The following is a 25,840-nucleotide window of genomic DNA, read 5'->3' on the forward strand; positions in this document are numbered from 1 at the left end:
AAGGTGCAGTCGTTTATACATGGAGAATTTGATGGCAAGCAGTAACTTGATTAAACAATTGCAAGAGCGGGGGCTGGTAGCCCAGGTGACGGACGAGGAAGCGTTAGCAGAGCGACTGGCGCAAGGCCCGATCGCGCTCTATTGCGGCTTCGATCCTACCGCTGACAGCTTGCACTTGGGGCATCTTGTTCCATTGTTATGCCTGAAACGCTTCCAGCAGGCAGGCCATAAGCCTGTGGCGCTGGTCGGCGGCGCGACCGGTCTGATTGGCGACCCGAGCTTTAAAGCCGCTGAGCGTAAACTCAATACCGAAGATACCGTGCAGCAGTGGGTGGATAAAATCCGTAAACAGGTTGCGCCATTCCTCGATTTCAACTGCGGCGACAACTCGGCGATTGCCGCGAATAACTACGACTGGTTCGGCGGCATGAACGTGCTGACCTTCCTGCGTGATATCGGCAAGCACTTCTCTGTGAACCAGATGATCAACAAAGAAGCGGTGAAGCAGCGTCTGAACCGTGACGATCAGGGGATCTCTTTCACCGAGTTTTCCTATAACCTGCTGCAGGGTTATGACTTTGCCTGCCTGAATAAACTGCACGGCGTGGCGCTGCAAATCGGCGGCTCCGATCAGTGGGGCAACATCACTTCAGGTATCGACCTGACTCGTCGTTTGCACCAGAATCAGGTCTTTGGTTTGACCGTTCCGCTGATCACCAAGGCCGACGGCACCAAGTTCGGTAAAACAGAAGGCGGCGCGGTATGGCTGGATCCGAAGAAAACCAGTCCGTACAAATTCTACCAGTTCTGGATTAACACCGCCGACGCAGACGTTTATCGCTTCCTGAAGTTCTTCACCTTCATGGACATTGCCGAGATCAATGCGCTGGAAGAAGAAGATAAAAACAGCGGTAAAGCGCCGCGCGCGCAGTACGTGCTGGCAGAGCAGGTGACGCGTCTGGTCCACGGCGAAGAAGGCCTGGAAGCGGCTAAGCGCATTACCGAAAGCCTGTTTAACGGTAATCTGAGCGACCTGAGCGAAGCAGATTTCGAACAGCTGGCGCAGGATGGCGTGCCGATGATCGAAATGGGAAAAGGCGCCGATCTCCTGCAGGCGCTGGTGGATTCCGAGCTGCAGCCGTCCCGCGGTCAGGCGCGTAAAACCGTAGCCTCTAACGCGGTGACCATTAACGGTGAAAAACAGTCCGATCCGGAATATGTATTCAGTGATAGCGACCGCCTGTTCGGCCGCTACACCTTACTGCGTCGCGGTAAGAAGAATTACTGCCTGGTCTGCTGGAAATAAAAAATAAAACCAGGGCGTGGGAAACCACGCCCTTTTTTCTTTTTAGGGTTGTGGTAAGAAAATGAAGAACATCCTCGCCATTCAGTCTCACGTTGTGTTTGGCCATGCGGGCAACAGCGCCGCTGAATTTCCGATGCGCCGCCTCGGCGCCAACGTCTGGCCCCTCAATACCGTTCAGTTCTCCAACCATACGCAGTACGGCAAATGGACCGGCTGCGTCATGCCGCCTTCGCATCTGACCGAAATCGTGCAGGGGATTGCCGATATCGATAAGCTGCAGAGCTGCGATGCGGTACTGAGCGGCTATCTTGGCTCCGCCGAGCAGGGCGAACATATTCTCGGCATCGTGCGTCAGGTTAAAGCGGCGAATCCGGCAGCGAAATATTTTTGCGACCCGGTGATGGGCCACCCGGAAAAAGGCTGTATTGTCGCCCCCGGGGTGGCTGAATTCCACGTACGCTATGCGCTGCCGGCCAGTGATATCATCGCGCCGAATTTTGTCGAATTGGAGATCCTGTGCGGCCATCCGGTAGCCAACGTTGACGAAGCCGTTAGCGCGGCGCGTGAGCTGATAGCACTAGGGCCGCAGGTGGTGCTGGTGAAGCATCTGGCGCGGGCCGGTATGAGTATGGATCGCTTTGAGATGTTGCTGGTGACAGCGGATGAGGCCTGGCATATCAGCCGCCCGCTGGTCGATTTTGGCAGCCGTCAGCCGGTCGGCGTGGGCGATGTGACTAGCGGCCTGCTGCTGGTTAAGCTACTGCAGGGCGCCAGCCTGCGCGATGCCCTTGAGCACGTTACTGCGGCAGTGTATGAAATCATGCTGGCCACCAAAAATATGCACGAGTATGAATTGCAGGTGGTGGCGGCGCAGGACCGCATTGCCAAACCGGAGCATTACTTCAGCGCTACGCAGCTGTAAGCGCGATGGCATGCCCGCAAGCGGGCATGCCAATGGTTTACTTCAGACCTTCCGCCGACAGCGCCGCCGCAACGGACGGCCGCGCAGCGACGTGCGCCATCCAGGCGCCAATATTAGCGTACGCTTCCATATTCAGTTTCACCGCATAGCCCCAGCGCAGGACCGTAAACAGGTAGCCATCGGCGATGGTGAAGCGATGCCCATTCAACCACTGTTTATCCTGCAGCGACTCATCGACATACTGCAGCTTTTTCTCCAGCAGCGCGCGCACCGTCGGCTTGTAGTCTTCCGGGGTGTCCGGGCGGAACAGCGGGGTAAAGCCTTTATGTAATTCGGTGGCGACGTAATTCAGCCATTCCAGCGTCTGATAGCGGGCAATGGTGCCCACTGGGGCCAGCAACTGACGGTCAGGTACGCGGTCGGCAATGTACTGCATGATGGCCACGCCCTCGGTCAGCAGCATGTCGTCGTCAAGCAGCAGCGCGGGAACCTGACCCTTAGGGTTAATCAGCAGGTAGTCATCGCCGTTTTCGAGGCGTTTCTTCGCCAGGTCGACGCTATCGATGGTAAAGTCGAGGCCGCTTTCGCGCAGGGCGATATGAGAGGCAAGGGAACAGGCGCCGGGCTTGTAGAACAGTTTCATCAGTAACTCCTCGTGGCTGCAGTTTCCTGTATGTTAGTCCCCCGTGGGGCAAAAAAAAAGCCGCTAACAAACGTTAGCGGCCTAAATTTATTGGTTTTCCCGGAGCATTTAAGCGGTTGCGGTTTCGCGCGCTTTGGCGACAGCGTCGTCGTCCAGCGTCATGCGGTTCAGCTTCGGCGCGGTCAGCAGCATCAGGAAAGCGATGACTGCGGTCGCGATACCAATTTGCAGGAACACGTGGCCGTAAACGTTCAGAGAAACCAGCGGGTCGGTGACGTTTTCCGGTACTGCCATCAGGTTAGCGATTTTACCTGCAATGATGGCGGCGCCTGCGGTGGTCAGGAACCAGCTACCCATGATGAAGCCCATCAGACGTTGCGGTACCAGTTGAGCCACCATCGCCAGGCCGAGGCCGGAAATCATCAGTTCACCGATACTCTGCAGCGCGTAGCTGAGGATCAACCAGTTGACGGAGACGATACCGGCATCGCTGGCGAATTTGGTACCCAGCGGCAGCACCAGGAAAGCACCGGAGCACAGTACCATACCGATGGCGAACTTATGCGGCATCGGCAGACGGTCACCCATCTTGTTATAAATCGCCGCCAGAATCGGGCTACCAATCATAATCCAGAACGGGTTCAGCGCCTGATACTGCTCAGGTTCGAACGCGATACCCAGAATCGAGTGCTCAACGTTACGGATCGCGAAGAAGTTCAGCGAGGTTGGCATCTGGCTGTACAGTACGAAGAAGACAATCGCTTCAACCATCAGCAGGAAAGCAACGATCATTTTACGACGCGCCGCGCCCTGCAGCGCCATGGCTTCTTTAGCGAAGATGATAACGATGCCCAGTGCGATGACGCCCAGCGCCATACGTGCGATGCCCTGGTTGTGCAGCAGCCAGGTGGCAATAGCAACCAGAACTACCACGCCGACGATGGTCGCCAGCAGTTTGCCGACATGTACCGGAGCGAAGTCAGGTTTAGAACCGTACTGTTTAACCCACTTCTGGCAGAAGGCGAAGTTAACCACGGTAATCAGCATGCCCACTACGCTCAGCGCGAACGCCACGCTCCAGCCGAACTTCGCCGCCAACCACGGTGTGGCCAGCATAGAGAAGAAGGAACCGATATTGACGGACATGTAGTACATGGTGAATGCACCGTCCAGACGCGGGTCGTTCTTGTCGTAGCAGGTAGAGAGCAGGGAGGACGGGTTGGCTTTAAACAAGCCGTTACCGACGGCGATAGTCGCCATACCCATATAGACGATGGCGGCATCGTGACCGGACCAGGCAACCAGCGCATAGCCGATAGCCAGTACAATCGCGCCAAGCATGATGACGCGTTTGGTGCCAAGTACCTTGTCGCCGAGCCATCCGCCGATAGCGACCAGGCCATAAACCAGTGCACTAAAGGAAGAGAACAGGGTGATAGAATCCGCTTCCGACATACCCAGCTGTTTTACCAGGTAAACGGCCATGATCCCTTGCAGGCCGTAATAACCAAAACGCTCCCATAACTCAATGGAGAAAATGAGATAAAACGCTCTTGGTTGTTTGAAAGCGTTCAAACTCACGCTTTCTGCTGGTTTATTGTTTGCAGTTGACACATATACCTCTTTTTTTACATCCCATATTAACGGGGGCTGTTTGGGGCGCAATCCCGGAGGACCGCCGCCTTTATAGTTATTCTTGGAGGGAAAACGGCAAGTAATGTTCACTATCCTGCCCCATCAGGCAATAGCTTTGTAATACTCTGTTACACATAACTAAGCCACTATAATTAGCCAGTCATACAAATGTTATACAGAGTTAAATTTCACCTTTTTGCTAAACCTGATATTTTAATCTGTGATTGGCCGTCGCTGCGGGGATAAAGGCGATATATTCTGCTTTTTGACCTTGAAGGTAGTGAGATGGCCTATATTCCTAAAAATAAGCAGGCTATTGTCCTGGCGTGTAAGGCTCTGATATTGAAATTGCTGGCTTTTTGCAGCATTTTTGCAACAGTAATTTAACGATGAGTTGCGTGGATGATCTTGATCACAAATATATAGAAAATTTTCAACGGTAAAAAACGAATGCGCTGATTGCTGGTTATATAACCGCATAATTATCCATCTAAACGGCAAAAGTATGGAGTGATTATCGGTATGATTGATAAATAATAGAGCCATAACCATAGGTTAAGTTATGGCTCCTGGCGGTCAATGAGGAAAATAGCGGCGGCTGGGGAGAGCGGTCGTATTCAGCAGATATGCAGAACTCAGGACTCTACCTTCTCTTTATACTCGCACAAATCTTCAATCAGGCAGGAACCACAGCGCGGTTTTCGCGCGATACAAGTGTAACGGCCGTGAAGAATAAGCCAGTGGTGGCAGTCAACTTTAAACTCCGCAGGAACCACCTTTAACAACTTTTCTTCGACTTGTTCAACGTTCTTGCCGGGAGCAAATTGTGTCCGATTGCAAACGCGAAAAATATGGGTATCGACGGCAATAGTCGGCCAGCCAAAGGCGGTATTCAGCACGACATTAGCGGTCTTACGCCCGACCCCCGGTAAGGCCTCCAGCGCCGCCCTGTCTTCCGGTACTTCACCGTTATGCTGCTCCAGCAGGATGCGACAGGTCTTAATGACGTTTTCGGCTTTACTGTTAAAAAGACCAATGGTCTTGATATAGGACTTCACGCCGTCAACGCCAAGTTCCAGCATCGCCGCCGGCGTATTGGCGACCGGATAGAGCTTCGCCGTCGCTTTATTGACGCTCACATCGGTGGCCTGCGCCGACAGCAGCACCGCAATCAGTAACTCGAACGGCGAGGTAAAATTAAGTTCGGTGGTTGGGTGCGGGTCGTTATCCCGCAGCCTGGTCAGGATCTCCAGGCGTTTGGCTTTATTCATCTTACGCTTTCCCTGTCACATCAGTTGGGGCGACGGAGACGGCCTGCGCCGCTTTCGCCTTACGCTGCTTAGTACGCTCATCGATGAGGTATTTTACCGCCAGCATCATACCGAGGCCAATGAAAGCGCCCGGCGGCAGCATCGCCAGCAGGAACGGCGTATCGGTATGGAAAACTTCGATGCGCAGAACTTTCGCCCAACCGCCTAATAAGCTATCGGCGCCATCAAACAGCGTGCCATTGCCGATTATTTCGCGCAGCGATCCCAGCACAAACATGGCGCAGGTCGCGCCCATACCAATGGAAAAACCATCAAGCGCCGACAGCGCCGGTCCTTTTTTTGCGGCGAACGCTTCGGCGCGCCCCACCACGATACAGTTGGTGACGATAAGCGGAATGAAGATACCCAACGATTGATACAGGCCGAAAGCGTATGCGTTGATAAGCATTTGTACCACGCTAACTACCGAGGCGATAATCATCACGTAGATCGGAATACGGATCTCCGCTGGCGTCCAACGGCGCAGGCTGGAGATAGTGAGGTTAGTTAGCGTCAGTACCAGCGTGGTCGCCAGACCGAGGCCCAGAGCATTGGTAGCCGTTGAGGTAACCGCAAGCAGGGGACACATACCCAACAGCTGAACCAGCGCCGAGTTATTCTTCCACAACCCTTGAACAATGACGTCTTTTACTTCGCTCATGGTTTAGTCTCCGCAGGCGGTGAATTCAGGGATCTGCGCGGGCAGCGTTTGCGCATACAGTCCCGCGCGTTTAACGGCGTTTACCACCGCGCGGGGGGTAATGGTCGCACCGGTGAATTGGTCGAAATCACCACCGTCTTTTTTCACCGCCCAGTGGCTATCATTTTGACCATGGATAACCTTGCCGCTGAAGTGGGTGATCCAGTCAGAAATACGCAGTTCGATCTTATCGCCGAGCCCGGGGGTCTCATGATGCTCGGTGACACGTGATCCAAGAACGGTGCCTTTAAAGTCAGCTGCGACCAGCAGTTGAATCGCCCCGGAATAACCATCCGGCGCCGTGGCTTCCATCACCGCGCCGACCGGCTTATCGTTCTGTTTTGCAATCCACACTTTATGCTGACCTTTGCCTAACTGCGACGCGGTCACCAGATAACAGCTTTTCAGCAAATCGTTATTATAACTCTCCGCTGGCAGGACCTGATCGAATAGGGCCTTTTGCTGCAGCGCGGCCTGCTGCTCGATGGTGTTTTTGGTTAACTCATTAATGGCGGCCGTTAGTCCGGTCGAGCCAGCGGCAAAGAGCGCCAGCGTGATGCCATGTTTACGCATGCTGTTTAACATCGCGACTCCTCAACGGTGGCCATACACGCGCGGGCGCGTGTAGTAGTCAATCAATGGGACGGTAATATTCGCCAGCAGCACGGCAAAGGCGACCCCGTCCGGATAACCGCCGAAGCTGCGGATTAGCCATACCAGTAAACCGGCCAGCGCGCCGAAAATCAGGCGTCCGCGGTTGGTGGTGGATGCCGTCACCGGATCGGTAAGGATAAAGAATGCCCCGAGCATGGTGGCGCCGGAAAGCAGATGCATTTGCGGCGATGCCAGGCTTTCCGGTGAGAAAATCCAGCCGAGAGTGGCGCAGACGGCAAGGCTTAGCAGGAAGCTAACCGGGATATGCCAGCGGATGGTTTTTTGCCAAAGCAGGAACAGACCGCCAGCCAGCCAGGCGAGGTTAACCCACTGCCAGCCGAGACCAGCCAGTTGGCCGCCATAAATTGGATACTGCAGGATCTCTTTTGCGCTGTGTCCGGCATGCAGCGACGTTTTAAATGTATCCAGCGGAGTAGCCTGGCTGATACCGTCGATTCCCATGCGCAGGCTGTTCATATCGCCACCGCTGGCGGTGTGGCCGCTGAAAATGACCTGCAGCGCATCCATAAAACCAGGAACCTGAGCGGCAATCTCGTGCGGTGGTAACCAGGAGGTCATCTGCACCGGGAAAGAGATCAGCAGGACGACGTAGCCGATCATTGCCGGGTTGAAGGGGTTATGCCCTAATCCGCCGTACAGTTGCTTGGCAATCACCACCGCGAATGCGGTGCCCAACACCACCATCCACCACGGCGCCAGCGGCGGAATACTGACTGCCAGCAACAAACCGGTCAGCAGGGCGGAGTTATCCGCAAGGGTTGCCGCAATATTTTGTTTGCGCAACTTGAGAATAGCCGCTTCGGTTCCCCATGCGGTGAAGGCCGCAAGGATAATCTGCAACAGGGTACCCCAGCCGAAAAACCAGCTCTGGACGACAATACCAGGGATCGCCGCCAGCAGCACCAGTAGCATAATTCGCGAGGTCTGGCGCTGGTTGTGGGTATAAGGGGAGCTTGCGATTCTGAAAACCATTTATTCCTCGTTAACTGCCTGCTGTGTTGCTTTACGTGCCTGAACGCGAGCGATAGCTGCCGCGACGGCCGCTTTACGCGGGTCGTCATTGGCCGCGTCCGGCGCGGTTTGTTGTTCTACTTGCTGTGCGGCCTTACGCGCTTTTGCACGGGCGATAGCGGCTTCAACGGCGGCTTTACGCGGATCGACCGCGGGCGCAGCCTCAACCGTTGTTTCACTTTCGGCAGACGGTGCGGCGTTTTCAACCTGCTGCGCAGCCTTACGCGCTTTGGCTCGGGCGATAGCGGCTTCAACGGCGGCTTTACGCGGATCGACCGCGGGCGCTGCCTCAACCGGAGCTTCACTTTCGGCAGACGGTGCGGCGTTTTCAACCTGCTGCGCAGCTTTTCGTGCTTTGGCGCGAGCGATGGCGGCTTCAACGGCGGCTTTACGCGGATCGGGAGCATCGGCTGTCGAGTCGACAGCAGTTTGCTGTGCGGCTTTGCGCGCCCGAGCCTCGGCTTTACGCGCTTCGCGGGCGGCAATCGCTTCGCTGTTGTCCGGTTTACTGCCGGATTGAATGACAATCGGCTGCGCCGCATCACGCTGCTTATCACGCACCCGGGCCAACGCGGCGTTAATAGCATCCTGATCTTTCGCCGCCGGTTGGACGGCCGCTTTTTTGTGCCGCTCCTGACGCGCGGCTTTTTCGCGCTCAAGACGCGCCTGTCGCGCTTCAAAACGAGCTTTGGCTTCGGCGGCGCGCTGTTCTTCCAGGCGAATGGCGGCAATTTCCGCTTTTTCCTGGCGGAAATATTGCACTAGTGGAATATTGCTAGGACAGACCCAGGCGCAGGCGCCGCATTCGATGCAGTCAGCTAAGTTGTGGGTGGTGGCTTTATCGTGCTGCTGGCCTTTACTGAACCAATATAGCTGCTGGGGGAGGAGATCTGCCGGGCAGGCATCGGCGCAGGCGCTGCAGCGGATACAACCTTGCTCTTCCTGCGTTTCGCCCATCTCAGTCACCGACGGCGCCAGCAGGCAGTTAGTGATTTTCACGACCGGAACGTCGAGCCAGGGCAGAGTGAAGCCCATTAGCGGCCCGCCCATGATGACCATCGGCTCCGCGCTGGCGCAGAAACCGGCATCGCTCAGAAGATGGCGCACCGGCGTACCCAGGCGCGCCCAAACGTTGCCCGGACGGCTAATCGCTTCGCCGGTGAGGGTGACGACGCGCTCGGTCAACGGCTCGCCGTCGATCACCGCGCGTTTAACTGCATAAGCGGTGCCAACGTTCTGCATCAGGACGCCAATATCGGAGGAGCGTCCGCCGTGCGGCACCTGCTTTCCGGTGAGGATTTGCGTGAGCTGCTTCGCGCCGCCGGAGGGATATTTGGTTGGGATCACCCGCAATGCTATGCCGTGGGCGTCGGTTAATACCGCGCGCAGCATGGAGATGGCCTGCGGCTTGTTATCTTCGATACCAATCAGCACCTGTTTGGGTTGCAAAATATGCGCAAGGATGCGGATCCCCTCCACAACCTGCGCCGCGCAATCCTGCATCAGGCGATCGTCAGCGGTGATATAGGGTTCGCATTCGGCGGCATTGATAATCAGGGTGTCGATTTTATCACCGCCGCCGCGCAGTTTTGTTCCCGTAGGGAAGCCGGCGCCGCCGAGTCCGGCGACGCCAAACTGGTGGATACGTTCGATCAGTTCTTCACGCGACTTGTTGTGGTAGTCGCTCCAGCCCTCGCGCTCAATCCAGCAATCTTCGCCATCGGCGTCGATAATAACGCTCAGTTCCGCCAGCGCGGAAGGATGGGCGGTCGAGTGAGGCTCGATAGCCGTCACCGTTCCGGAAGTCGGGGCATGAACCGGCAGCATTCTGCCAAAACCGCGGGTCAACGGTTGACCGCGCAGAACTTTGTCGCCCGGTTGTACGCACAGTTCGCCTTCAGCACCGATATGCTGCTTCAGCGGAATGACGAAACGCTGCGGCAGAGGAACCTGACGCAGCGGCGTGCCGTTGGACTGAGTTTTCATTTCAGGCGGATGAATACCGCCGTTGAAGTCCCAGATTTTGTCTTTTCGGAAAGCGGAAAATAACTTAAACATGTTGTTCCACAGGAATATTGCGTACTGGGATGGTTTGCAGGTCCCATTTCCAGGTTTCGGTGGTCTGAGCGACTGGACGCAGGTCAATACACTGAGTCGGGCAGGGGGCCACGCAGAGATTACAGCCGGTACACAGGTCGCTCATCACCGTATGCATGGCGCGGGTCGCGCCAACGATGGCATCGACCGGGCAGGCCTGAATACATTTGGTACAGCCAATGCAGTTGGCTTCATCAATCACCGCCAACATGCGAACCGGCTCTTGCTGCTGCTCGTCGCCGTCAATAGGCTGCGGATCGACATTCAATAATGCGGCGATTTTTAACATAACCGCTTCGCCGCCGGGGGCGCAGCGGTTAATTTTTTCACCTTGAGTCCCAACGGCTTCCGCGTAGGGACGACAGCCAGGAAAACCGCATTGGCCGCATTGACTTTGCGGCAGCAGTTCATCAATTTTTTCTACCACCGGATCGTCTTCCACCGCAAAACGGCGCGACGCGTACCCTAGTATTAAGCCGAAAATCAGCCCGAGCAGGCTGATGGCGATCACGGCTATCCAGACAGCGCTCATTACAACTTCACCAAACCACTAAAGCCCATAAATGCCAGCGACATTAATCCTGCGGTCACCAGCGCAATCGCGTTACCGCGAAACGGCGCGGGAACATCGGCAACTACTAGTCGTTCGCGAATGGCGGCGAATAACACCATCACCAGCGAGAAACCGACGGCGGCGGCGAAACCGTACAGCGCGGACTGCAGGAAATTATGCCCGAGGTTAATATTCAGCAATGCCACGCCAAGCACCGCGCAGTTGGTGGTGATTAACGGCAGGAAGATCCCCAGCAGGCGATACAGCGCCGGGCTGGTTTTACGGACCACCATCTCGGTAAATTGCACCACCACCGCGATGACCAGGATAAAGGCCAGGGTGCGCAGATAAACAAGGTTTAGCGGGATAAGGATCCAGGTGTCGATCAACCAGGCGCAAATCGAGGCCAGCGTCATCACGAAGGTGGTGGCCAGTCCCATCCCCATAGCGGTTTCCAGCTTTTTGGAAACCCCCATAAACGGGCACAATCCAAGGAACTTCACCAGCACGAAGTTATTAACAAGGACAGTACCGACAAAGAGCAGTAAATAATCAGCCATTATTGGACCTGAAACGAAAAAAAGCCGCCTATTATCGAATAAATCGATACCGGCGACAACAGGTGAACTGTGTGGTTATTACGGATTGACGAAGGTCCGCTTAACCCGCGCAGAACGTCGAAAATAGGGCGCAAACAGTGCTGCGGCAAGCAACGGAAACAGCAGTTGGCGCATGGCCAGAAGATCCGAAATCGGCGAAAAAGCGAACGCCTTAATCGCCAGCAGCAGCGAAATAAGCAGCCAGATAATGTAGTGTTTGGGTACCACCGCGCGGCGTTTGAAAAAAGCTATTGTCAGCCACAGGGTATAATACCACATCGCGACGGCGAACAGCAGCGAGGCCAGCCATAGCGCCAGATGGCCGAAGCTCATCGCTTTCAGCAATGCCCAGGTCTGCGGCGCCATCAGCGCATTCGCGTACAGTATTAATGATAGGGAGGTGCTGAGCAGCGCGAGCAGTAACCACGCCAGCGGCGCCAGTAGCCATCCGCCGATACGTTCTGCAGATTGAGAGGACATCGTAACCCCCGGATTCAACGCCAGTTAGTTAATTTCAGGGCGGGAAGTATAAGCAACTGGCGTGAATGATAACAGTCTTTATTGCACGTAACGCCATACCGACTTCGGCACCTGGCCGACATCGAACAGTTTTCCGCCAGAGACTAACTCGGCGCGGCGGTGATCGGCGGCGCGATACATGTTGACGATTTCATTGGTGTCAGAGAGAGAATAGTTAAGATGATCAAAAAGTTTTTCTAGGCTTTCCAGCGAACTAATTTTGCGGAATTTTAATAAATAATCCTGAACGGTCATTTGTGTATCCATTTAATAATCGGAATTAAGTCGAATATTACCAATTTTCTGTAAACCGTGTTTCAACTAACAGCGCCTTCTTGATGGGCCGGCGGAATTATTTCGGTTGCCAATACTAAAAACAAGAACTGATTAGGATCCTGGCATCGTAAAAAGAAATTTAAGAATATTCTACAACCAGATCAGGCGCCGGACGGCGCCTGAGGGGGGAAGATTAACGCTGTTCGCCTCGGCTGGCAATAACGTTTTGGTACCAGAAATAACTCTTTTTTCGTTTGCGGGCGCGGTTCTGCTGGTGATCGACGTAGACAAAGCCATACTGCTTCTGATAGCCGTTGAGCCAGCTTAGCAGGTCAATAAAGGACCACGGGTAAAAACCGCGGACATCCGCACCTAATGCTATTGCTTTTTCCAGCGCATTAATGTGGCTACTCAGATAGTCAATTCGCGGATCGTCGACAATTTCACCGTCAATTATCGGATCTTTTGCCCCCAAACCATTTTCGGTGATATAGATTGGGATATCGCCATAGCGCTCTTTTATCATCATGATGCCGTCGGTTAATCCCTGCGGCCAAATTTCCCAGCCCCATTCAGTATAAGTACTTTGCGGATTGCGGACGAAATAAAATAATCCATCCACGCCGGACTCGCCGACGCCTGGACCTTCTTGCGGCGTGGCGGAGACCGTCTCCCGACGATAATAATTCAGGCCGATAAAATCACAGCGGTTTTCCTTGAGCAGCGCATCGTCGCCCGGCGCAAAAAGGGGTACATTCCACAGCGCCTGAGCCTGACGGAGCAAATCGGCTGGATAGACGCCTTTCAGTACCGGATCGTATAGCCAGTGGGTATGGATAGCATCGGCCAACGCGGTGGCCCTGATATCCTCGGCGCTTTGCGTCAACGGCGTATGGGGCTGCAGGACGTTAACGAAACCGATCTGGCCGTTAATGTTCATTTCACGGAAGGTCTTAACGGCCAGCGCGTGGGCGACAAAGACATGGTGACAAGCCTGGATGGCGCGAGCCGGGTCGCGTACCGCCGGTGGATGGCAGCCATTAATATAACCGTGGCCGATAAATACGATGGTTTCGTTAAAGGTTGCCCACAGCTTGACCCTGGAACCGAAGCGCTGATAGCACAGACGAGCGTATTCGGCGAAGGCTTCCGCTGTGCTGCGAGCCTCCCAACCCCCTTCGTCCTGCAATGCCTGCGGTAAATCCCAGTGATAAAGGGTGATCATTGGTTCGATATTGTGCGCCAGCAGTTCGTCGATCAAATCGCTGTAAAACTGTACGCCGGGTTCATTGACTTCGCCACGGCCATGAGGCAATAACCGTGGCCAGGAGATAGAAAAACGGTAGCTTTGTAGCCCCATTTCAGCCATCAGGGCGACATCTTCACGAAAACGATGATAGTGATCGACGGCGATATCGCCATTGGTGCCCTGAAAGGTGGTTCCCGGCTGGTGCGAGTAAATATCCCAAATAGATGGGCCTTTGCCATCGGCATCGTGCCCGCCTTCAACCTGGTAGGCGGCCGTTGCTGCCCCCCAGAGAAAATCTTGCGGAAATGCGGCCATCAAAAAAACTCCTTATCAAGTGATAAGGAGAGTGTATTGAATGGCGCGACAAATCTGCAACCGGTTTCTGAAACCGGTTGCAGATTTGCGGCGAGTATCACTTTTTGCCTTTATTTCGCCTGTACGGTGCTAGCCGGGGGCGGGGACTGATAATCATCGATTTGATGCGCAACCACCAACAGCACAGCCGAAACGCCAAACACAACCCAACCAATAAGTTCTACAATGCGGGTAAAAACAGTCGTCATAATTCTAAAGCGGAAAGTTAAAATGGATTGAAATGTTACTAAACCGCGGAAACAACGCAAGTATTACCGCCCATGCATTGCGCAACTGACGCAAAGATGAACAGCGTGCACGGATAAGCGGAAGATAAAGGTTTATAGTAGAAGTCATGGTTGCCTGCGAGGATGACGCCATGAGTGATGCTATAAGGGTAGGACTGATAGGCTATGGTTATGCAAGCAAGACATTTCACGCGCCATTGATTTCCGGTACGCCGGGTATGGCGCTATCGGCCGTGGTCAGTAGCGACGCGCAAAAAGTACTGACAGACTGGCCGGCGACCCAGGTGGTGGCTTCAGCGAGTTCGCTATACGCTGATCCTGATATCGATTTGATTGTTATTCCGACTCCCAACGATACCCATTTCCCTTTGGCGCGAGCGGCGCTGGAGGCGGGTAAACACGTCATTGTTGACAAACCTTTTACCGTGACACTGTCACAAGCACGCGAGTTGGATGCTATCGCCAGAAGCCGCGGGCGGCTGTTATCGGTGTTCCATAATCGCCGTTGGGATAGCGATTTTCTCACGCTGAAGGCCTTGATTGCCGCAGGGGATTTGGGGGAGGTCAGTTATTTTGAATCACATTTCGATCGTTTTCGCCCGCAGGTTCGTGACCGCTGGCGTGAGCAGGGCGGCCCTGGCAGCGGTATCTGGTATGACTTAGGCCCGCATCTGCTCGATCAGGCGGTCAATCTGTTTGGCCTGCCGGTGAGTATTGCCGTCGATCTGGCGCAGCAGCGCCCCGGCGCGCAGGCGACGGATTATTTTCACGCGGTGTTAGTTTATCCGCAACGGCGAGTGATTTTGCACAGCACGCTGCTGGCGGCGGCAGAAACGGCGCGATATATCGTCCATGGTTCACGAGGAAGCTATGTGAAATATGGTCTCGATCCGCAGGAAGAACGTTTGAAAAACGGCGAACGGTTGCCGCAGGAGGATTGGGGCTACGATATGCGTGACGGTATATTGACCCGTGTTGAAGGTGAAGAGCGCGTCGAGGAAACCTGGCTGACGCTCCCCGGGAACTATCCCGCTTATTATGCGGCGATTCGCGATGCGCTCAACGGCAGCGGAGAAAACCCGGTACCCGCAAGCCAGGCGATTCAGATTATGGAACTGATTGAACTGGGGATTGAATCGGCACGGCACCGGACGGCGCTGTGCCTGATTTAACAGCATGCTCCGCCTGCACGGCGGAGCTTTGGCTTAATTAGCCTTTAGAACGCGTTGGATCAGCGCCTCTTTTTCCTGACGGCTGAGGAACGCCAGTTCCAGACCGTTAATTTGCGCCTGACGGATCTGCTCGCGGTTGAGGCCCGCCGCCGGTGCGGCGACATTGTACTCGTGAATAATATCCACACCCTGTACCGCCGGATCGTCGGTGTTAATGCAGGCCAGCACGCCGTGATCGAGGAAGGTCTTCAGCGGGTGCTGCGCCAGTGAGGCGACGGTACTGGTCTGGATGTTCGACGTCAGGCAGGATTCAATGCCAATACGTTCAGCGGCGAGGTAGTCCATTAGCTTCGGATCCTGCACGGCTTTCACCCCATGACCGATGCGTTCGGCGCCCAGTTCACGAATGGCCTGCCAGATACTTTCCGGCCCGGCTGCTTCACCTGCGTGGACGGTAATACGCCAACCCGCGTCACGCGCGCGACGGAAATGATCCATAAACAGCGCGCCAGGGAACCCCAGCTCATCGCCAGCCAGATCCAGCGCGGTGATCCCATCGCGATGGGCCAGCAGGGCGTCGAGTTCCTCTTCACAGGCCGCTTCGCCGAAGGTGCGGCTCATGATGCCAATCAGACGCGCCTCGACGCCGAAATCACGGCAGCCTTCGCGTACTCCGGCAATCACCGCTTCGACGACGCCGGCGACCGGCAGCTGATGGGTCATCGCCATATAACGCGGAGAAAAACGCAGCTCAACGTAGTGCAGGCCGTTGCGCGCGGCGTCTTCAACGTTTTCCCAGGCAACACGGCGGCAGGCTTCCAGAGAAGCCAGCACCTTCACGCCCCAATCGAGTTTCGCCAGGAAGCTAACCAGGTCTGGTTCATTGCTGGTGACCTGCACATGCGGACGCAGCGTTTCAAGGGTATCTGCCGGGAGAGTAATATTGAACTGGCGGCCAAGATCGAGAATGGTTTGGGCACGGATGTTGCCGTCAAGATGGCGGTGAATGTCTGTTAAAGGCAAAGTTGAATCAATCATGGTCGCACTCATTTTTTAGTTGAAGTGCACGATATTATACATCAGCAGCGTAACCGTTTAAAAGTACGGAAAAAATCCCATGGATACATGGAGATGGGGGGGGGCAAAGTCTGTTTTTGCGCAAATAAAAAGCCATTTCCCTTTTCTGTTGCGCAACTTGAGGTGTTGAGCGGCCCCAAGCGTAAACTAACTTCCGGGCCGTCTGAATATCTGGATGAGCGTTTAATAATTTCTGCGATTAAAAGGGGAGAATCATATTTTCCATATGCAATAATGTGTTGTCTTTTGACCAGTAATGGCGCGTTTTTTCATTAAGATCAACCACCCATTTAAATACCCCGGCATTTGCCAGTTCGGCGCAATAGTTATCAAAAGGAGTGACACCACTAAAGTGGCGTCGCGCAGCTTCTCGGGTGAGCGTTCTGCAGGCCTGCGAGTTAACACGCAGCAACTTTCTGTTGCTTTTCAGGGAAACGAAAGTATCTGATGACATAACAAAATTCACATTCCCGGTAGCAACAAAATAGATGTAATAAGAGACATTATTTTCAATGAGTACTTCAGTAAATGAAATAAAATCCGCATCAGTACGTACTCGCTCAAAAATGGTTCTGAGCAAATCCAGAAGCTCCATGGTTTTCCTTGTGGGTCGTGTGTGCGTGCGATACGGCTTTATATACAGCTAGTGTATATAAAACGTTCACTTATCTATTTATTATAATGCTAATTATATAAACTTAATTTTAATGTGTGTAATGGTATTGGAACAGTGTTTCAAGTGTTACAAAGTATTGCTTCAGCGCAAGAAATCAGCAGTTCCACTGGCGGGGGAGTAAAAGCAGCGTGGCGACTTATCAATAGCGTTTCGCTATTAGTCATAGAGAATCAGTATTTAATCTTAGTAAGACGCTTATATATAGTGTCCCGGACTGAAATTCCTGCCATCGTCAGCAGGCTATATTAAAAGGACACCGGGAAAATGGCTTTTTCACTTAAAGGTTTTACTCATTCATTGGCTCTCGTTGGCGCGTTGCTACTGGCGGGTTGTGGGCCAAAAGATCGGGATCCTAATCATATTAAGGTGGGGATTAGCGCGGGTATCGATCAGCAAGTCTGGGCGGTGGTGCAAAAAGTCGCCAAACAAAAATATAATCTCGATGTCGAGGTGGTGACTTTCAATGATTTCGTTCTGCCAAACGAGGCGCTGAACAATGGCGATCTCGATATCAATGCTTTCCAGCATAAACCCTATCTGGATAAACAGATTCAGGAGCGCGGCTATAAGCTGGTGGATGTTGGTACCACATTTGTCTATCCGATAGCCGCTTATTCAAAGAAAATTACCGCCATTTCGCAGCTTCCGGACGGCGCCCAGGTGGCGGTGCCTAACGACCCAACCAACCTTGGACGCTCACTGCTATTGCTGGAGAATCAGGGGCTTATCACTCTGAAAGAGGGAGTAGGTCTGCTGCCAACCGCGCTGGATATCGTCAATAACCCAAAGAAGCTGAAAATCGTCGAGATTGAAGCGCCGCAGCTGACCCGTGCGCTGGATGATAAACAGGTGACAATGGCTATCATTAATACCACCTTTTCCAGCCAGATTGGCCTGTCGCCGACGCGTAATGGTCTGTTCATTGAGGATAAAAATTCACCGTACGTCAATATCTTTGCCAGCCGCGAAGATAATAAAGATAGCGCAAAGGTGAAGAACCTGGTGAAAGCCTACCAGACCGACGAAGTCGCCAACGCCGCCGCCGAATTGTATAAAGGCGATGCGGTGAAAGGCTGGTAGCTATTCTTCCTTCGCCGTCCGGTCCTGCACATCCAGCACCTGAGATAACACGCGCCGCGCATTAGCGGCGCAGTCAATGTCATCCGGCTTCTGTTGTATCTCATCAATAACGCTTACCAGCTGCGCTTTACCGTACGCGAGTTTCTGTTCCAGTTTTTCAATATCCGCCACTTTTTGTTGCAGGGTGGTGAGTAGCGTTTGTCGGTCCCAGTGGTTGAGATCGGACGGTAACAGGGCGGCGATTTCTTCAAGAGTAAATCCCGCCGCCTGAGCGGTAGTAATCAGTCCCAGCACGACCAGCGTTTCTTCCGGATAGCTGCGATAGCCATTGGCTTTACGCTGCACGGTTTTGAGGATCCCCGCCCGCTCGTAATAACGGATCCGCGAAGGAGCCAGGCCGCTGCGTTTTGCCAGTGTACCGATATTCATTTTTATTCCTCATAAGCTGCTTGACCTTAAACTTAACTTTAAGGTTATGGTTTGTCCAGTTCACTGACTGGAGCCCTGACATGACCCTTTTTACCCCTCTGCGACTGGCCTCTGGCGTCGTCATTAACAACCGCATCGCTAAAGCGGCGATGGAAGAAAATATGGCCGATGCCGATCATGCGCCGTCAACGGAATTACTCATGCTTTATCAGGCCTGGGCGCAGGGCGGCGCCGGGGTGATTATTACCGGTAATGTGATGGTGGACGCCCGGGCGATGACAGGCCCGGCAGGCGTGGTGCTGGAAGATGAACGACATCTCGACAAGTTCCGCGCCTGGTCGCAGGCGGCACGGGCGAATGGCGCGCAGGTGTGGATGCAGATCAATCATCCTGGGCGACAGATGCCTGCGGGCCTGGGACAGGAGACGCTGGCCCCTTCGGCGTTGGCGCTGGATCTTGGGTCGCAATCTTCGCGCTTTCGCCTGCCGCGGGCGATGGATGAGAAGGATATCGCCGATGTGACGCGACGGTTCATCACCACCTCCCGGTTAGCGGAACGCGCTGGATTTCACGGCGTCGAAATCCATGCCGCCCACGGTTATTTGCTGAGCCAGTTCCTCTCGCCGCTCAGTAACCAGCGCACCGACCAATATGGCGGGAGCATTGAAAATCGCGCCCGTCTACTGCTGGATATCGTGCGCGGCGTCCGCGAGACGGTGGCGGCGGATTTTACCGTGGTGGTTAAACTCAACTCAGCGGATTTCCAGCGCGGCGGTTTTTCGATTAACGATGCCAGGACGGTGGTGCAAATGCTGGCGGAAAGCGGCGTCGATCTGGTCGAACTTTCCGGCGGCAGCTACGAAGCGCCGGCGATGATGGGCACCATGCGTGATGAGCGAACGCTGGCGCGGGAAGCTTACTTCCTGCAGTTTGCCGAGCAGATCGCCGAAGTGGCGACCATTCCACTAATGGTCACCGGCGGCGTGCGGCGGCGTGAAGTGGCGGAAAGGGGGGTGAATAGCGGAGTTGCGCTGGTGGGGATCGCCACGGCGATGGCGATTGTGCCCAATTTGGCGCAGTACTGGCGTGAGGGGGAGTACGATGCGCCACTGCTGCGTCAGGGTAACTGGAAGAACAAGGCCATTGCCGCCAGCGCGCATATGGCGGCGGTGAAATATCAGCTGCAGCGGTTAAGCCGCCACCGCGCGGTGCGGCCGCAGGTCTCACCACTGTGGGCGTTGCTGACGGCGCAACTGACGGCGAAACGGCAGGCTAAACGTTATCGGCGCTGGATGGCGGGCAAGTAATGACAGCCGGTAGCGCGCTACCGGCCCTTCTCGTCACTTTTGAATCAGATAGCGGATCGTCGGCCCATCCTGCTGAATATCCAGCACGGTATAGCCGTGATTTTTAGCATCGTGCGGGATGTTGTTGATTGACTGCGGACAGTCGCTCACCACTTCAAGTATTTCCCCTTTTTTTAGTGCCGGCATTGCTTCAAGCGTGGCCACGGCTGGGTAGGGGCAAGGTTCACCAACCATATCGAGGCGGTAATCAGGAACGATCTCTTTCATGCGGTTTCCTTAATACGGGTCGCCGAAGTGTTTTTCTGGCGAAAGAAGTGTTTTTCCCAGGCGATGACCAACATCAGCGCGGTAAATAGCAGCAGGTAGGTGATAAGCAGGCCGCCGAACGGACCAAAAGTCGTCAGCAGGTTAATCTTATCCCAGTTGGTGGCAAGCGTCGGCGATAAATCATCCCAGAAGTAAGCCAGCAGGGTGGAGCCGATAACGTTGCCTAACCCGACCCACCAATAATGTACCTGGCCTTCAACGGCGCGATACATCCAACCGGTTTCGCAACCACCGGCCAGTACGATGCCGAAACCGAACAGCAGGCCGCCAATTACCGCGTTCGGCCCGGCCCACATGATTTTGGGCTCCATGCCGAGCTGCACATAGCTAAAGATACCGATGGCGCTGGCCGCCATCCCGAAGATGATTGCTTTGGCCATATAGGTGCGCCCGGTCACCCACATATCGCGAAAGGCGGAGGTGAAACAGATTTGCGCTCGCTCGATGAGCAGGCCAAAGGCAACGCCGAACAGCAGGGCCAGGCCCAGTTTAGGCTGATTGGCGGCGGTCAGTAGCCCCCAGCCGATCATAGCGACAAATACCAGCATTCCCAGACGAAAGCGGCGGCGGGCCTGCGCGGGTTTTTGAGTTAACGGTGAGGCCGCGGAGACTTTCTCAATTTTGACCGGAATACGGAAAACAGGCAGCAGCGTAAAGCGCGCGCCGAACCAGGTCCCGATGGCGGTGGCGATGGCGAAGAACCATGCGTGCAGGGAAAACTGCGGGATCCCGGTGAAGAAAGCCGCCAGGTTACAACCCATCGCCAGCCGGGCGCCGAAGCCCGCGATAATGCCGCCGGCCAGCGCCTGGAAAATGCGAATGCGGCTACGCGGCATCCGCAGCTTGACGTTATTCGCCCACAGCGCGGCGGCCAGGCAGCCGCCAAACATGCCAAGGATCATCATACCGTCGATACGCGTTAACGGCGTACCTTCGAGATGGATTAATTGGTAGTAACCCCAGTTTTCGGCCGGGACGCCCATCATCTGCAGCAGCTGGCCGCCCCAGCGGGTAAATTCGCCGGTGACTGCCCAGAATGTACCGGTAATGCCAAAATAGTAAGTAGAAAGAATACCGGCGGCGATCACCGCAGGCGCTGGCGCCCAAAACTTAATTAGCCAGGCTTGTTTGAATTGATGCCATGTCATAGAAATGCCTCTGAACTCAGAAGGTAATTCGCCCCGAAAGGGCTTGAAGAGCCGCGATAATACGCCGCTTAGCTTTCAGAATCACTCGACGAGATCAAAAGCGGGAAGAATGCCTCATGAAAAAGGCCGCCAGTCAGGGCGGCCTTAAATCAACAACGCTGGAATTAATTAAAGCCCAGGCGAATAAGATTCAATGGGCAATACAATTCATGACTACCGTCTAATTCTACGCAGTCACTGCGGCGCAGCTGTTCGCTGTTTTTATTAGCGCCATGAATGGCCTTAATCACTCCCGTCGCGCCGCTGTCGGCCACCATGACCCGGCTGCCAGCGTCAATAGCATTACGGTTACGATCGTAGGTTTTCATCATTTCCTCCTCTGCATTGTCATTCGGACGTGATTGTTTCGCGTTGTTTTAATACTCCTGTGTGGTTAAAAAGTTTTTGAGGTATATCAAAATTATTTTAATTCAGGGCGCAATGATCGCAGAGCGGCAATCAATCCTTGAACCCCTTTCTCAAGCTTCGCCCGCGGGCATCCGGCATTTAGCCTGATGAAACCGTTACCCTCTTCGCCATAGGTATAACCCGGCATGATCGCGACTTTTTGCTCTTCAATCAGCGCTTTTTGCAGCGCGCGATCGTCGATACCGAGTGGACGCAGATCGATCCACGCCAGATAGGTGGCTTGTGGCGGCTGCCAGTTTAGCTGCGGGAAGGCCTGATTCAGCTGCTCGGCGATATAGCGCATGTTTTCCTGCAGATAATCGCGTAACGCATCCAGCCATGGCGCGCCCTGACGATAGGCGGCGATATGCGCGACCAGCGCCGGAACCGACGGAGAAGATAGACCATCGCGGCCTTTTAGCGCTTGCAGATAGCCATCGCGCGAAGCGGTATCGGCGATGAGCCCATAGGCGCCGGTAAATGCCGGGATATTGAAGCTTTTTGAGCCCGACGTGAACAGCGCCCAGGGGCCCTGCGCAACGGCGCACCAGGGGGTATGATGGTGTTCGCCCCAGGTCATATCCATATGAATTTCATCGCTAATAACCCGGACGTTATGCTTCGCGCACAGCTGCGCCATGGTGGTCAGTTCGTCGCGGCTCCAGACTTTGCCCGTCGGATTGTGCGGGCTGCACAGCAGCAAAATGCGGTTGTCGGGATGGGCGAGCGCGGCTTCCAGTTCGTTCATATCGCAGCGCCACTCACCCTCATCAAGCTTAAGTGCGACTGGGGCAATGCGTCGCTGGTTGCCGTCGATAGTTTTGTAAAACGCGTCGTAAGCCGGAGTATGGACCACGATGCCGTCGCCCGGATTGGACCATTGCCGAATCATTTCGGCCACCATGTAGATAACCGACGGGCCGTAAACGATGGCGTCGTGGTCGATGGTGCTATGAAAACGGCTGGCGAACCAGTGGCTGACGGCCCCGAGAAATTCGTCGTTTTTCCAGCGGCTATAGCCAAAAACGCCGTGCGCCAGGCGCTGGCTGACGGCGTCGATAATACAAGGGGCGGTAGCGAAATCCATATCGGAGATAGTGAACGGCAGCAGGTCGGCGGCGCCGAAACGGTCGGCTACGTAATCCCATTGGGTGCACCAGGTCCCGTGGCGGTCCACTGGCGTGGCAAAATCAAACATCTAAATTTCCTTCGCGAATGCCCCCTCCGGGTGAGAGGGGGCGTATGTTTAGGCCTGAACGGTATTCATCAGGGTGGCCATTTCATCTTTTACCGACTGAACCTGTGGGCCGATGACCACCTGCAGGTTGTGATCGTTAAGCTGGACCACGCCGATTGCGCGGTTGGCTTTTAACGCGGCGGTATCGACTTTGCTCATGTCGTTCACCGACAGGCGCAGGCGGGTAATACAATTATCGAGCGTGACGATATTATCAGCACCGCCGAGCGCGGCCAGAATCGCCGGCACGTTATAACCTGATTTGCCAATCGTTCCGGCAACCGCTTTTTCGATGTTGGCCGCCGTTTCTATATCGCGGCCCGGCGTTTTCAGATTGAAGCGGGTGATGGCGAAACGGAAGATACCGTAGTACACCGCGAACCAGATGGCAGCGACAACCGGCACCATATACCACTTGGTCGCCAGACCGTGCAGGATGCCAAACACCACGAAGTCGATAATGTTGCCGTCGGTGTTGCCGATGGTGACGCCAAGTACCGCCATGATAGTGAAACCAAGGCCGGTCAGCAGGGCGTGGATGACGTACAGTACCGGCGCGACGAACAGGAACAGGAATTCCAACGGCTCAGTGGTACCGCCAACCACGCAGGCAATGACGCCGGAAATGAGCAGCCCTTTAATTTTATGACGGTTTTCTGGGCGGGCGCAGTGGTACATCGCCAGCGCCGCGCCGGGCAGGCCGCCGAGGAAGGCGGGCATTTTACCCTGTGACAGGAAGCGGGTCGCGCTTTCAGAGAAGCCGTGCGTCGTCGGGCAACTCAGCTGCGCCTGAAAGATAGTCAGCGCGCCGCTGACGCTGTGGCCGCAAACGTCCAAGGTGCCGCCCGCTTCGGTAAAGCGGATCAGCGCCACCAGAATATGGTGCAGGCCAAACGGCAGCAGCAGGCGTTCTCCGGTACCGAAGATCATCGGGCCAAAATCGCCGGCGCTATTGATAACATGTCCTAGTCCGTTGATACCCATCGCGAACACCGGCCACACCAGCGGAATGACCAGACCGACCAGGCCTAACACCACGGTGGTAATGATCGGCACAAAGCGCGTGCCGCCAAAGAAGGCCAGCGCATCCGGCAGACGGATGTTGTGGAAGCGTTCGTGCAGCATCCAGACGATAATACCGGCGATCACCGCGCCGAGGATCCCGGTGTCGATCGACTGAATACCGATAATATTCTGAATGTTGTTGGCCTTGAGGATCGCCGCGTCGGTCGTCGGCAGGATGCCTTTCGCCGTCAGCCAGAAGTTGACCGCGAGGTTCATGACCGCGTAGCCGACGAAGCCCGCGAATGCGGCGACGCCTTTGTTTTCACGCGCCAGGCCGAGCGGGATAGCGATACAGAACATGACCGGCAGGAAGCTAAAAGCAAATGAGCCGACTTTACTCATCCAGACAAAAATCGCCTGCAGCAGCGGTACGTTCAGCCACGGCAGCAGCGTAATCACATCGTGGCTGCTTAACGAGCTGCCGATCCCCAGCATGATCCCGCAAAACGAGAGCAACGCCACGGGTAACATAAAGGTTTTTCCTAACTGCTGGAAAAACTCCCATAAGGTAATTTTTGGTGCTGTTTTCGCCGTCATACACGAATCCTGGTTCTGAAAAGGGTCGATAGGATGTAACGTAGCGGCAAGATAAAACGTTTTACCATTTTTTAGTGCGATAAAAATCACATAATCAAGCGATAATAAGGTTTATAAAGATAACATACTGATAAAACGTTTTATCGAAAGGCAAAGGGAGTCAGCCAGTCGTTATGGCTATCGCAAAAAAGACAACCATCAATGATGTGGCGCTGGCGGCTGGCGTCTCGGTCAGTACGGTATCGCTGGTGCTCAGCGGTAAAGGGCGCATCTCTTCGGCCACCGGCGAGCGCGTCAATCAGGCCATTGAGCAGCTCGGGTTTGTGCGTAATCGCCAGGCGGCGTCGCTACGCGGCGGGCAAAGCGGGGTAATTGGCCTTATCGTTAGCGATCTGTCGAAGCCGTTTTATGCCGAGCTAACCGCCGGGTTGACCGATGCGCTGGAATCACAGGGTAAAATGGTATTTCTCACCCAGGGCGGGCATCGCGGTGAGAAAATGCTCCAGCGCTTCGAAACCCTGGTCTCACAGGGCGTGGACGGGGTGATTATCGCTGGCGCTATCGACAAGGGCGGCGAACTGCGCGATCGTGCCGCCGAAGTGGGGATGCCGCTGGTTTTTGCCTCCCGCGCCAGCTATCTGGACGATATTGACCTGATCCGCCCGGATAACATGCAGGCGGCGCAAATGGTAACGGAACATCTGATTCGCCGCGGTCATCAGCGCATCGCCTGGCTTGGCGGGCAAAGCGCGTCCTTGACCCGCGCCGAACGGGTGGGCGGTTATTGCGCCACCTTATTGAAGTACGGCCTGCCGTTTCATAGTGAATGGGTTGTCGAGTGTGGCTCCAGTCAGCAGCAGGCGGCGGAAGCCATGATCGCGCTGCTGCGACAAAACCCGACCATCAGCGCGGTACTTTGCTATAACAGCGTCATCGCCACCGGGGCGTGGTTCGGTCTGCTGCGCGCCGGGCGGCAGAGCGGCGAGGGTAGCGTGGAAAGTTATTTTGAGCAACGCATCGCGCTGGCGGCCTTTGCCGAAGTGCCGGAAGCGGCGCTCGATGATGTCCCCTTGACCTGGGTGACCACCCCCGCGCGTGAGATGGGGAACAGCCTGGCGGAGTGTATTTTACGCCGCCTCGAGGAGGGGCAAGGCAGCGCGCGTAATCAGATTATGCCGCCGCGGCTGGTTATCAGAAAGTAGGGGCCGCCATCGATTAAGGTGTTCCCGGGCTACCTGACC

The 25,840-nt window shown here is 55.0% G+C and carries 27 protein-coding genes; 6 read left to right on the plus strand and 21 right to left on the minus strand.

Annotated elements, in window-relative coordinates; translation table 11 throughout:
• The first annotated feature begins 31 nt into the window (after positions 1-31).
• Positions 32-1,306, plus strand: a complete 1,275-nt coding sequence (tyrS, locus tag ABLV17_RS21580) for a tyrosine--tRNA ligase (protein ID WP_271032199.1) — start codon at positions 32-34, stop codon at positions 1,304-1,306.
• A gap of 61 nt (positions 1,307-1,367) precedes the next feature.
• On the plus strand, positions 1,368-2,228 hold the full coding sequence (gene pdxY, locus ABLV17_RS21585) for a pyridoxal kinase PdxY (protein ID WP_271032200.1): 861 nt from the start codon (positions 1,368-1,370) through the stop codon (positions 2,226-2,228).
• Positions 2,229-2,265: 37 nt separating this feature from the next.
• Here the strand turns inward: pdxY and gstA are convergent, their stop codons facing one another.
• The 13 genes from gstA to blr form a co-directional block, all read right to left on the minus strand.
• On the minus strand, positions 2,266-2,871 hold the full coding sequence (gene gstA, locus ABLV17_RS21590) for a glutathione transferase GstA (RefSeq protein ID WP_087858482.1): 606 nt from the start codon (positions 2,869-2,871) through the stop codon (positions 2,266-2,268).
• Positions 2,872-2,979: 108 nt separating this feature from the next.
• On the minus strand, positions 2,980-4,485 hold the full coding sequence (gene dtpA, locus ABLV17_RS21595; RefSeq protein WP_087858483.1) for a dipeptide/tripeptide permease DtpA: 1,506 nt from the start codon (positions 4,483-4,485) through the stop codon (positions 2,980-2,982).
• A 656-nt stretch (positions 4,486-5,141) separates the two neighbouring features.
• A complete protein-coding gene (gene nth / locus ABLV17_RS21600; RefSeq protein WP_113374672.1) occupies positions 5,142-5,777 on the minus strand; it encodes an endonuclease III in 636 nt (211 codons plus the stop codon).
• Between the two features lies 1 nt (position 5,778).
• Complete coding sequence (locus ABLV17_RS21605) at positions 5,779-6,477, minus strand: electron transport complex subunit E (RefSeq protein WP_087858486.1); 699 nt, start codon at positions 6,475-6,477, stop codon at positions 5,779-5,781.
• A gap of 3 nt (positions 6,478-6,480) precedes the next feature.
• Positions 6,481-7,101, minus strand: coding sequence for an electron transport complex subunit RsxG (gene rsxG, locus ABLV17_RS21610; RefSeq protein WP_271032201.1), 621 nt, complete (start codon positions 7,099-7,101; stop codon positions 6,481-6,483).
• A gap of 9 nt (positions 7,102-7,110) precedes the next feature.
• A complete protein-coding gene (rsxD, locus tag ABLV17_RS21615; protein ID WP_015705232.1) occupies positions 7,111-8,163 on the minus strand; it encodes an electron transport complex subunit RsxD in 1,053 nt (350 codons plus the stop codon).
• On the minus strand, positions 8,164-10,260 hold the full coding sequence (gene rsxC / locus ABLV17_RS21620; RefSeq protein ID WP_348854604.1) for an electron transport complex subunit RsxC: 2,097 nt from the start codon (positions 10,258-10,260) through the stop codon (positions 8,164-8,166).
• The gene (gene rsxB, locus ABLV17_RS21625) at positions 10,253-10,831 is read right to left on the minus strand and encodes an electron transport complex subunit RsxB (RefSeq protein ID WP_045392444.1); all 579 of its coding nucleotides are present in this window, start codon (positions 10,829-10,831) and stop codon (positions 10,253-10,255) included. Before rsxB ends, rsxC begins: the two co-directional genes overlap by 8 nt.
• The gene (gene rsxA, locus ABLV17_RS21630; protein ID WP_015366851.1) at positions 10,831-11,412 is read right to left on the minus strand and encodes an electron transport complex subunit RsxA; all 582 of its coding nucleotides are present in this window, start codon (positions 11,410-11,412) and stop codon (positions 10,831-10,833) included. The genes rsxB and rsxA overlap by 1 nt, the downstream gene beginning before the upstream one ends.
• Positions 11,413-11,490: 78 nt before the next feature.
• Positions 11,491-11,931, minus strand: a complete 441-nt coding sequence (locus tag ABLV17_RS21635) for a DUF2569 domain-containing protein (protein ID WP_015366850.1) — start codon at positions 11,929-11,931, stop codon at positions 11,491-11,493.
• Positions 11,932-12,009: 78 nt separating this feature from the next.
• Positions 12,010-12,225 carry a transcription modulator YdgT gene (gene ydgT, locus ABLV17_RS21640; protein WP_015366849.1) on the minus strand — a complete coding sequence of 72 codons (216 nt, stop codon included), beginning with the start codon at positions 12,223-12,225 and terminating at the stop codon, positions 12,010-12,012.
• Between the two features lie 214 nt (positions 12,226-12,439).
• The gene (locus ABLV17_RS21645; protein WP_213317643.1) at positions 12,440-13,810 is read right to left on the minus strand and encodes a GH1 family beta-glucosidase; all 1,371 of its coding nucleotides are present in this window, start codon (positions 13,808-13,810) and stop codon (positions 12,440-12,442) included.
• 110 nt (positions 13,811-13,920) lie between these two features.
• The gene (blr, locus tag ABLV17_RS21650) at positions 13,921-14,058 is read right to left on the minus strand and encodes a division septum protein Blr (protein WP_015366847.1); all 138 of its coding nucleotides are present in this window, start codon (positions 14,056-14,058) and stop codon (positions 13,921-13,923) included.
• Positions 14,059-14,228: 170 nt separating this feature from the next.
• Between blr and ABLV17_RS21655 the strand changes: the two genes are divergently transcribed.
• Positions 14,229-15,269, plus strand: coding sequence for an oxidoreductase (locus tag ABLV17_RS21655; RefSeq protein WP_308958954.1), 1,041 nt, complete (start codon positions 14,229-14,231; stop codon positions 15,267-15,269).
• Positions 15,270-15,302: 33 nt separating this feature from the next.
• On the opposite strand, the gene add is transcribed toward ABLV17_RS21655, so the two are convergent.
• Together add and ABLV17_RS21665 are read right to left on the minus strand one after the other, a co-directional pair.
• The gene (gene add / locus ABLV17_RS21660) at positions 15,303-16,307 is read right to left on the minus strand and encodes an adenosine deaminase (protein WP_087858491.1); all 1,005 of its coding nucleotides are present in this window, start codon (positions 16,305-16,307) and stop codon (positions 15,303-15,305) included.
• Positions 16,308-16,545: 238 nt separating this feature from the next.
• Complete coding sequence (locus ABLV17_RS21665) at positions 16,546-16,941, minus strand: DUF1398 domain-containing protein (RefSeq protein ID WP_087858492.1); 396 nt, start codon at positions 16,939-16,941, stop codon at positions 16,546-16,548.
• 345 nt (positions 16,942-17,286) lie between these two features.
• On the opposite strand from ABLV17_RS21665, the gene metQ reads away from it, so the two are divergent.
• A complete protein-coding gene (metQ, locus tag ABLV17_RS21670) occupies positions 17,287-18,102 on the plus strand; it encodes a methionine ABC transporter substrate-binding lipoprotein MetQ (protein WP_087858493.1) in 816 nt (271 codons plus the stop codon).
• Here metQ and ABLV17_RS21675 read toward each other — a convergent pair whose 3' ends face one another.
• Positions 18,103-18,531, minus strand: coding sequence for a MerR family transcriptional regulator (locus ABLV17_RS21675; RefSeq protein ID WP_087858494.1), 429 nt, complete (start codon positions 18,529-18,531; stop codon positions 18,103-18,105).
• 80 nt (positions 18,532-18,611) lie between these two features.
• Here ABLV17_RS21675 and ABLV17_RS21680 point away from each other — a divergent pair, with 80 nt between their 5' ends.
• Positions 18,612-19,838: an NADH:flavin oxidoreductase/NADH oxidase family protein gene (locus ABLV17_RS21680; protein ID WP_348854605.1), complete on the plus strand. Its 1,227-nt coding sequence runs from the start codon at positions 18,612-18,614 to the stop codon at positions 19,836-19,838.
• A gap of 33 nt (positions 19,839-19,871) precedes the next feature.
• On the opposite strand, the gene yedF is transcribed toward ABLV17_RS21680, so the two are convergent.
• The 5 genes from yedF to malX form a co-directional block, all read right to left on the minus strand.
• On the minus strand, positions 19,872-20,105 hold the full coding sequence (gene yedF / locus ABLV17_RS21685) for a sulfurtransferase-like selenium metabolism protein YedF (RefSeq protein ID WP_015366840.1): 234 nt from the start codon (positions 20,103-20,105) through the stop codon (positions 19,872-19,874).
• The gene (gene yedE, locus ABLV17_RS21690) at positions 20,102-21,313 is read right to left on the minus strand and encodes a selenium metabolism membrane protein YedE/FdhT (protein WP_348854606.1); all 1,212 of its coding nucleotides are present in this window, start codon (positions 21,311-21,313) and stop codon (positions 20,102-20,104) included. Before yedE ends, yedF begins: the two co-directional genes overlap by 4 nt.
• Before the next feature lie 164 nt (positions 21,314-21,477).
• Positions 21,478-21,681 (minus strand): putative selenium delivery protein YdfZ, encoded by a 204-nt coding sequence (gene ydfZ, locus ABLV17_RS21695; RefSeq protein ID WP_015705242.1) that lies wholly within the window; start codon positions 21,679-21,681, stop codon positions 21,478-21,480.
• Between the two features lie 92 nt (positions 21,682-21,773).
• Entirely contained in the window at positions 21,774-22,958 is a 1,185-nt protein-coding gene (locus ABLV17_RS21700) for a MalY/PatB family protein (protein WP_087858496.1), read from the minus strand.
• A 48-nt stretch (positions 22,959-23,006) separates the two neighbouring features.
• On the minus strand, positions 23,007-24,599 hold the full coding sequence (gene malX, locus ABLV17_RS21705) for a maltose/glucose-specific PTS transporter subunit IIBC (RefSeq protein WP_348854607.1): 1,593 nt from the start codon (positions 24,597-24,599) through the stop codon (positions 23,007-23,009).
• A 173-nt stretch (positions 24,600-24,772) separates the two neighbouring features.
• Between malX and ABLV17_RS21710 the strand changes: the two genes are divergently transcribed.
• The gene (locus tag ABLV17_RS21710) at positions 24,773-25,801 is read left to right on the plus strand and encodes a Mal regulon transcriptional regulator MalI (protein WP_015705245.1); all 1,029 of its coding nucleotides are present in this window, start codon (positions 24,773-24,775) and stop codon (positions 25,799-25,801) included.
• The last annotated feature ends 39 nt before the right edge of the window (positions 25,802-25,840 follow it).

The organism is Klebsiella sp. CN_Kp091 (genome assembly GCF_040065095.1).
Taxonomy (GTDB): domain Bacteria; phylum Pseudomonadota; class Gammaproteobacteria; order Enterobacterales; family Enterobacteriaceae; genus Klebsiella; species Klebsiella aerogenes.

Bases quoted from the DNA above. Each gene is read 5' to 3' on its own strand.
- ydgT (WP_015366849.1), bottom strand. From the start codon at position 12,225: ATGACCGTTCAGGATTATTTATTAAAATTCCGCAAAATTAGTTCGCTG.
- ABLV17_RS21605 (WP_087858486.1), bottom strand. From the start codon at position 6,477: ATGAGCGAAGTAAAAGACGTCATTGTTCAAGGGTTGTGGAAGAATAAC.
- gstA (WP_087858482.1), bottom strand. From the start codon at position 2,871: ATGAAACTGTTCTACAAGCCCGGCGCCTGTTCCCTTGCCTCTCATATC.
- ABLV17_RS21665 (WP_087858492.1), bottom strand. From the start codon at position 16,941: ATGGAGCTTCTGGATTTGCTCAGAACCATTTTTGAGCGAGTACGTACT.
- metQ (WP_087858493.1), top strand. From the start codon at position 17,287: ATGGCTTTTTCACTTAAAGGTTTTACTCATTCATTGGCTCTCGTTGGC.
- ABLV17_RS21675 (WP_087858494.1), bottom strand. From the start codon at position 18,531: ATGAATATCGGTACACTGGCAAAACGCAGCGGCCTGGCTCCTTCGCGG.
- rsxC (WP_348854604.1), bottom strand. From the start codon at position 10,260: ATGTTTAAGTTATTTTCCGCTTTCCGAAAAGACAAAATCTGGGACTTC.
- rsxA (WP_015366851.1), bottom strand. From the start codon at position 11,412: ATGGCTGATTATTTACTGCTCTTTGTCGGTACTGTCCTTGTTAATAAC.
- yedF (WP_015366840.1), bottom strand. From the start codon at position 20,105: ATGAAAGAGATCGTTCCTGATTACCGCCTCGATATGGTTGGTGAACCT.
- tyrS (WP_271032199.1), top strand. From the start codon at position 32: ATGGCAAGCAGTAACTTGATTAAACAATTGCAAGAGCGGGGGCTGGTA.
- ABLV17_RS21680 (WP_348854605.1), top strand. From the start codon at position 18,612: ATGACCCTTTTTACCCCTCTGCGACTGGCCTCTGGCGTCGTCATTAAC.
- blr (WP_015366847.1), bottom strand. From the start codon at position 14,058: ATGACGACTGTTTTTACCCGCATTGTAGAACTTATTGGTTGGGTTGTG.
- rsxD (WP_015705232.1), bottom strand. From the start codon at position 8,163: ATGGTTTTCAGAATCGCAAGCTCCCCTTATACCCACAACCAGCGCCAG.
- malX (WP_348854607.1), bottom strand. From the start codon at position 24,599: ATGACGGCGAAAACAGCACCAAAAATTACCTTATGGGAGTTTTTCCAG.
- nth (WP_113374672.1), bottom strand. From the start codon at position 5,777: ATGAATAAAGCCAAACGCCTGGAGATCCTGACCAGGCTGCGGGATAAC.
- pdxY (WP_271032200.1), top strand. From the start codon at position 1,368: ATGAAGAACATCCTCGCCATTCAGTCTCACGTTGTGTTTGGCCATGCG.
- ABLV17_RS21645 (WP_213317643.1), bottom strand. From the start codon at position 13,810: ATGGCCGCATTTCCGCAAGATTTTCTCTGGGGGGCAGCAACGGCCGCC.
- add (WP_087858491.1), bottom strand. From the start codon at position 16,307: ATGATTGATTCAACTTTGCCTTTAACAGACATTCACCGCCATCTTGAC.
- rsxB (WP_045392444.1), bottom strand. From the start codon at position 10,831: ATGAGCGCTGTCTGGATAGCCGTGATCGCCATCAGCCTGCTCGGGCTG.
- ydfZ (WP_015705242.1), bottom strand. From the start codon at position 21,681: ATGAAAACCTACGATCGTAACCGTAATGCTATTGACGCTGGCAGCCGG.
- rsxG (WP_271032201.1), bottom strand. From the start codon at position 7,101: ATGTTAAACAGCATGCGTAAACATGGCATCACGCTGGCGCTCTTTGCC.
- ABLV17_RS21655 (WP_308958954.1), top strand. From the start codon at position 14,229: ATGAGTGATGCTATAAGGGTAGGACTGATAGGCTATGGTTATGCAAGC.
- yedE (WP_348854606.1), bottom strand. From the start codon at position 21,313: ATGACATGGCATCAATTCAAACAAGCCTGGCTAATTAAGTTTTGGGCG.
- ABLV17_RS21700 (WP_087858496.1), bottom strand. From the start codon at position 22,958: ATGTTTGATTTTGCCACGCCAGTGGACCGCCACGGGACCTGGTGCACC.
- ABLV17_RS21710 (WP_015705245.1), top strand. From the start codon at position 24,773: ATGGCTATCGCAAAAAAGACAACCATCAATGATGTGGCGCTGGCGGCT.
- ABLV17_RS21635 (WP_015366850.1), bottom strand. From the start codon at position 11,931: ATGTCCTCTCAATCTGCAGAACGTATCGGCGGATGGCTACTGGCGCCG.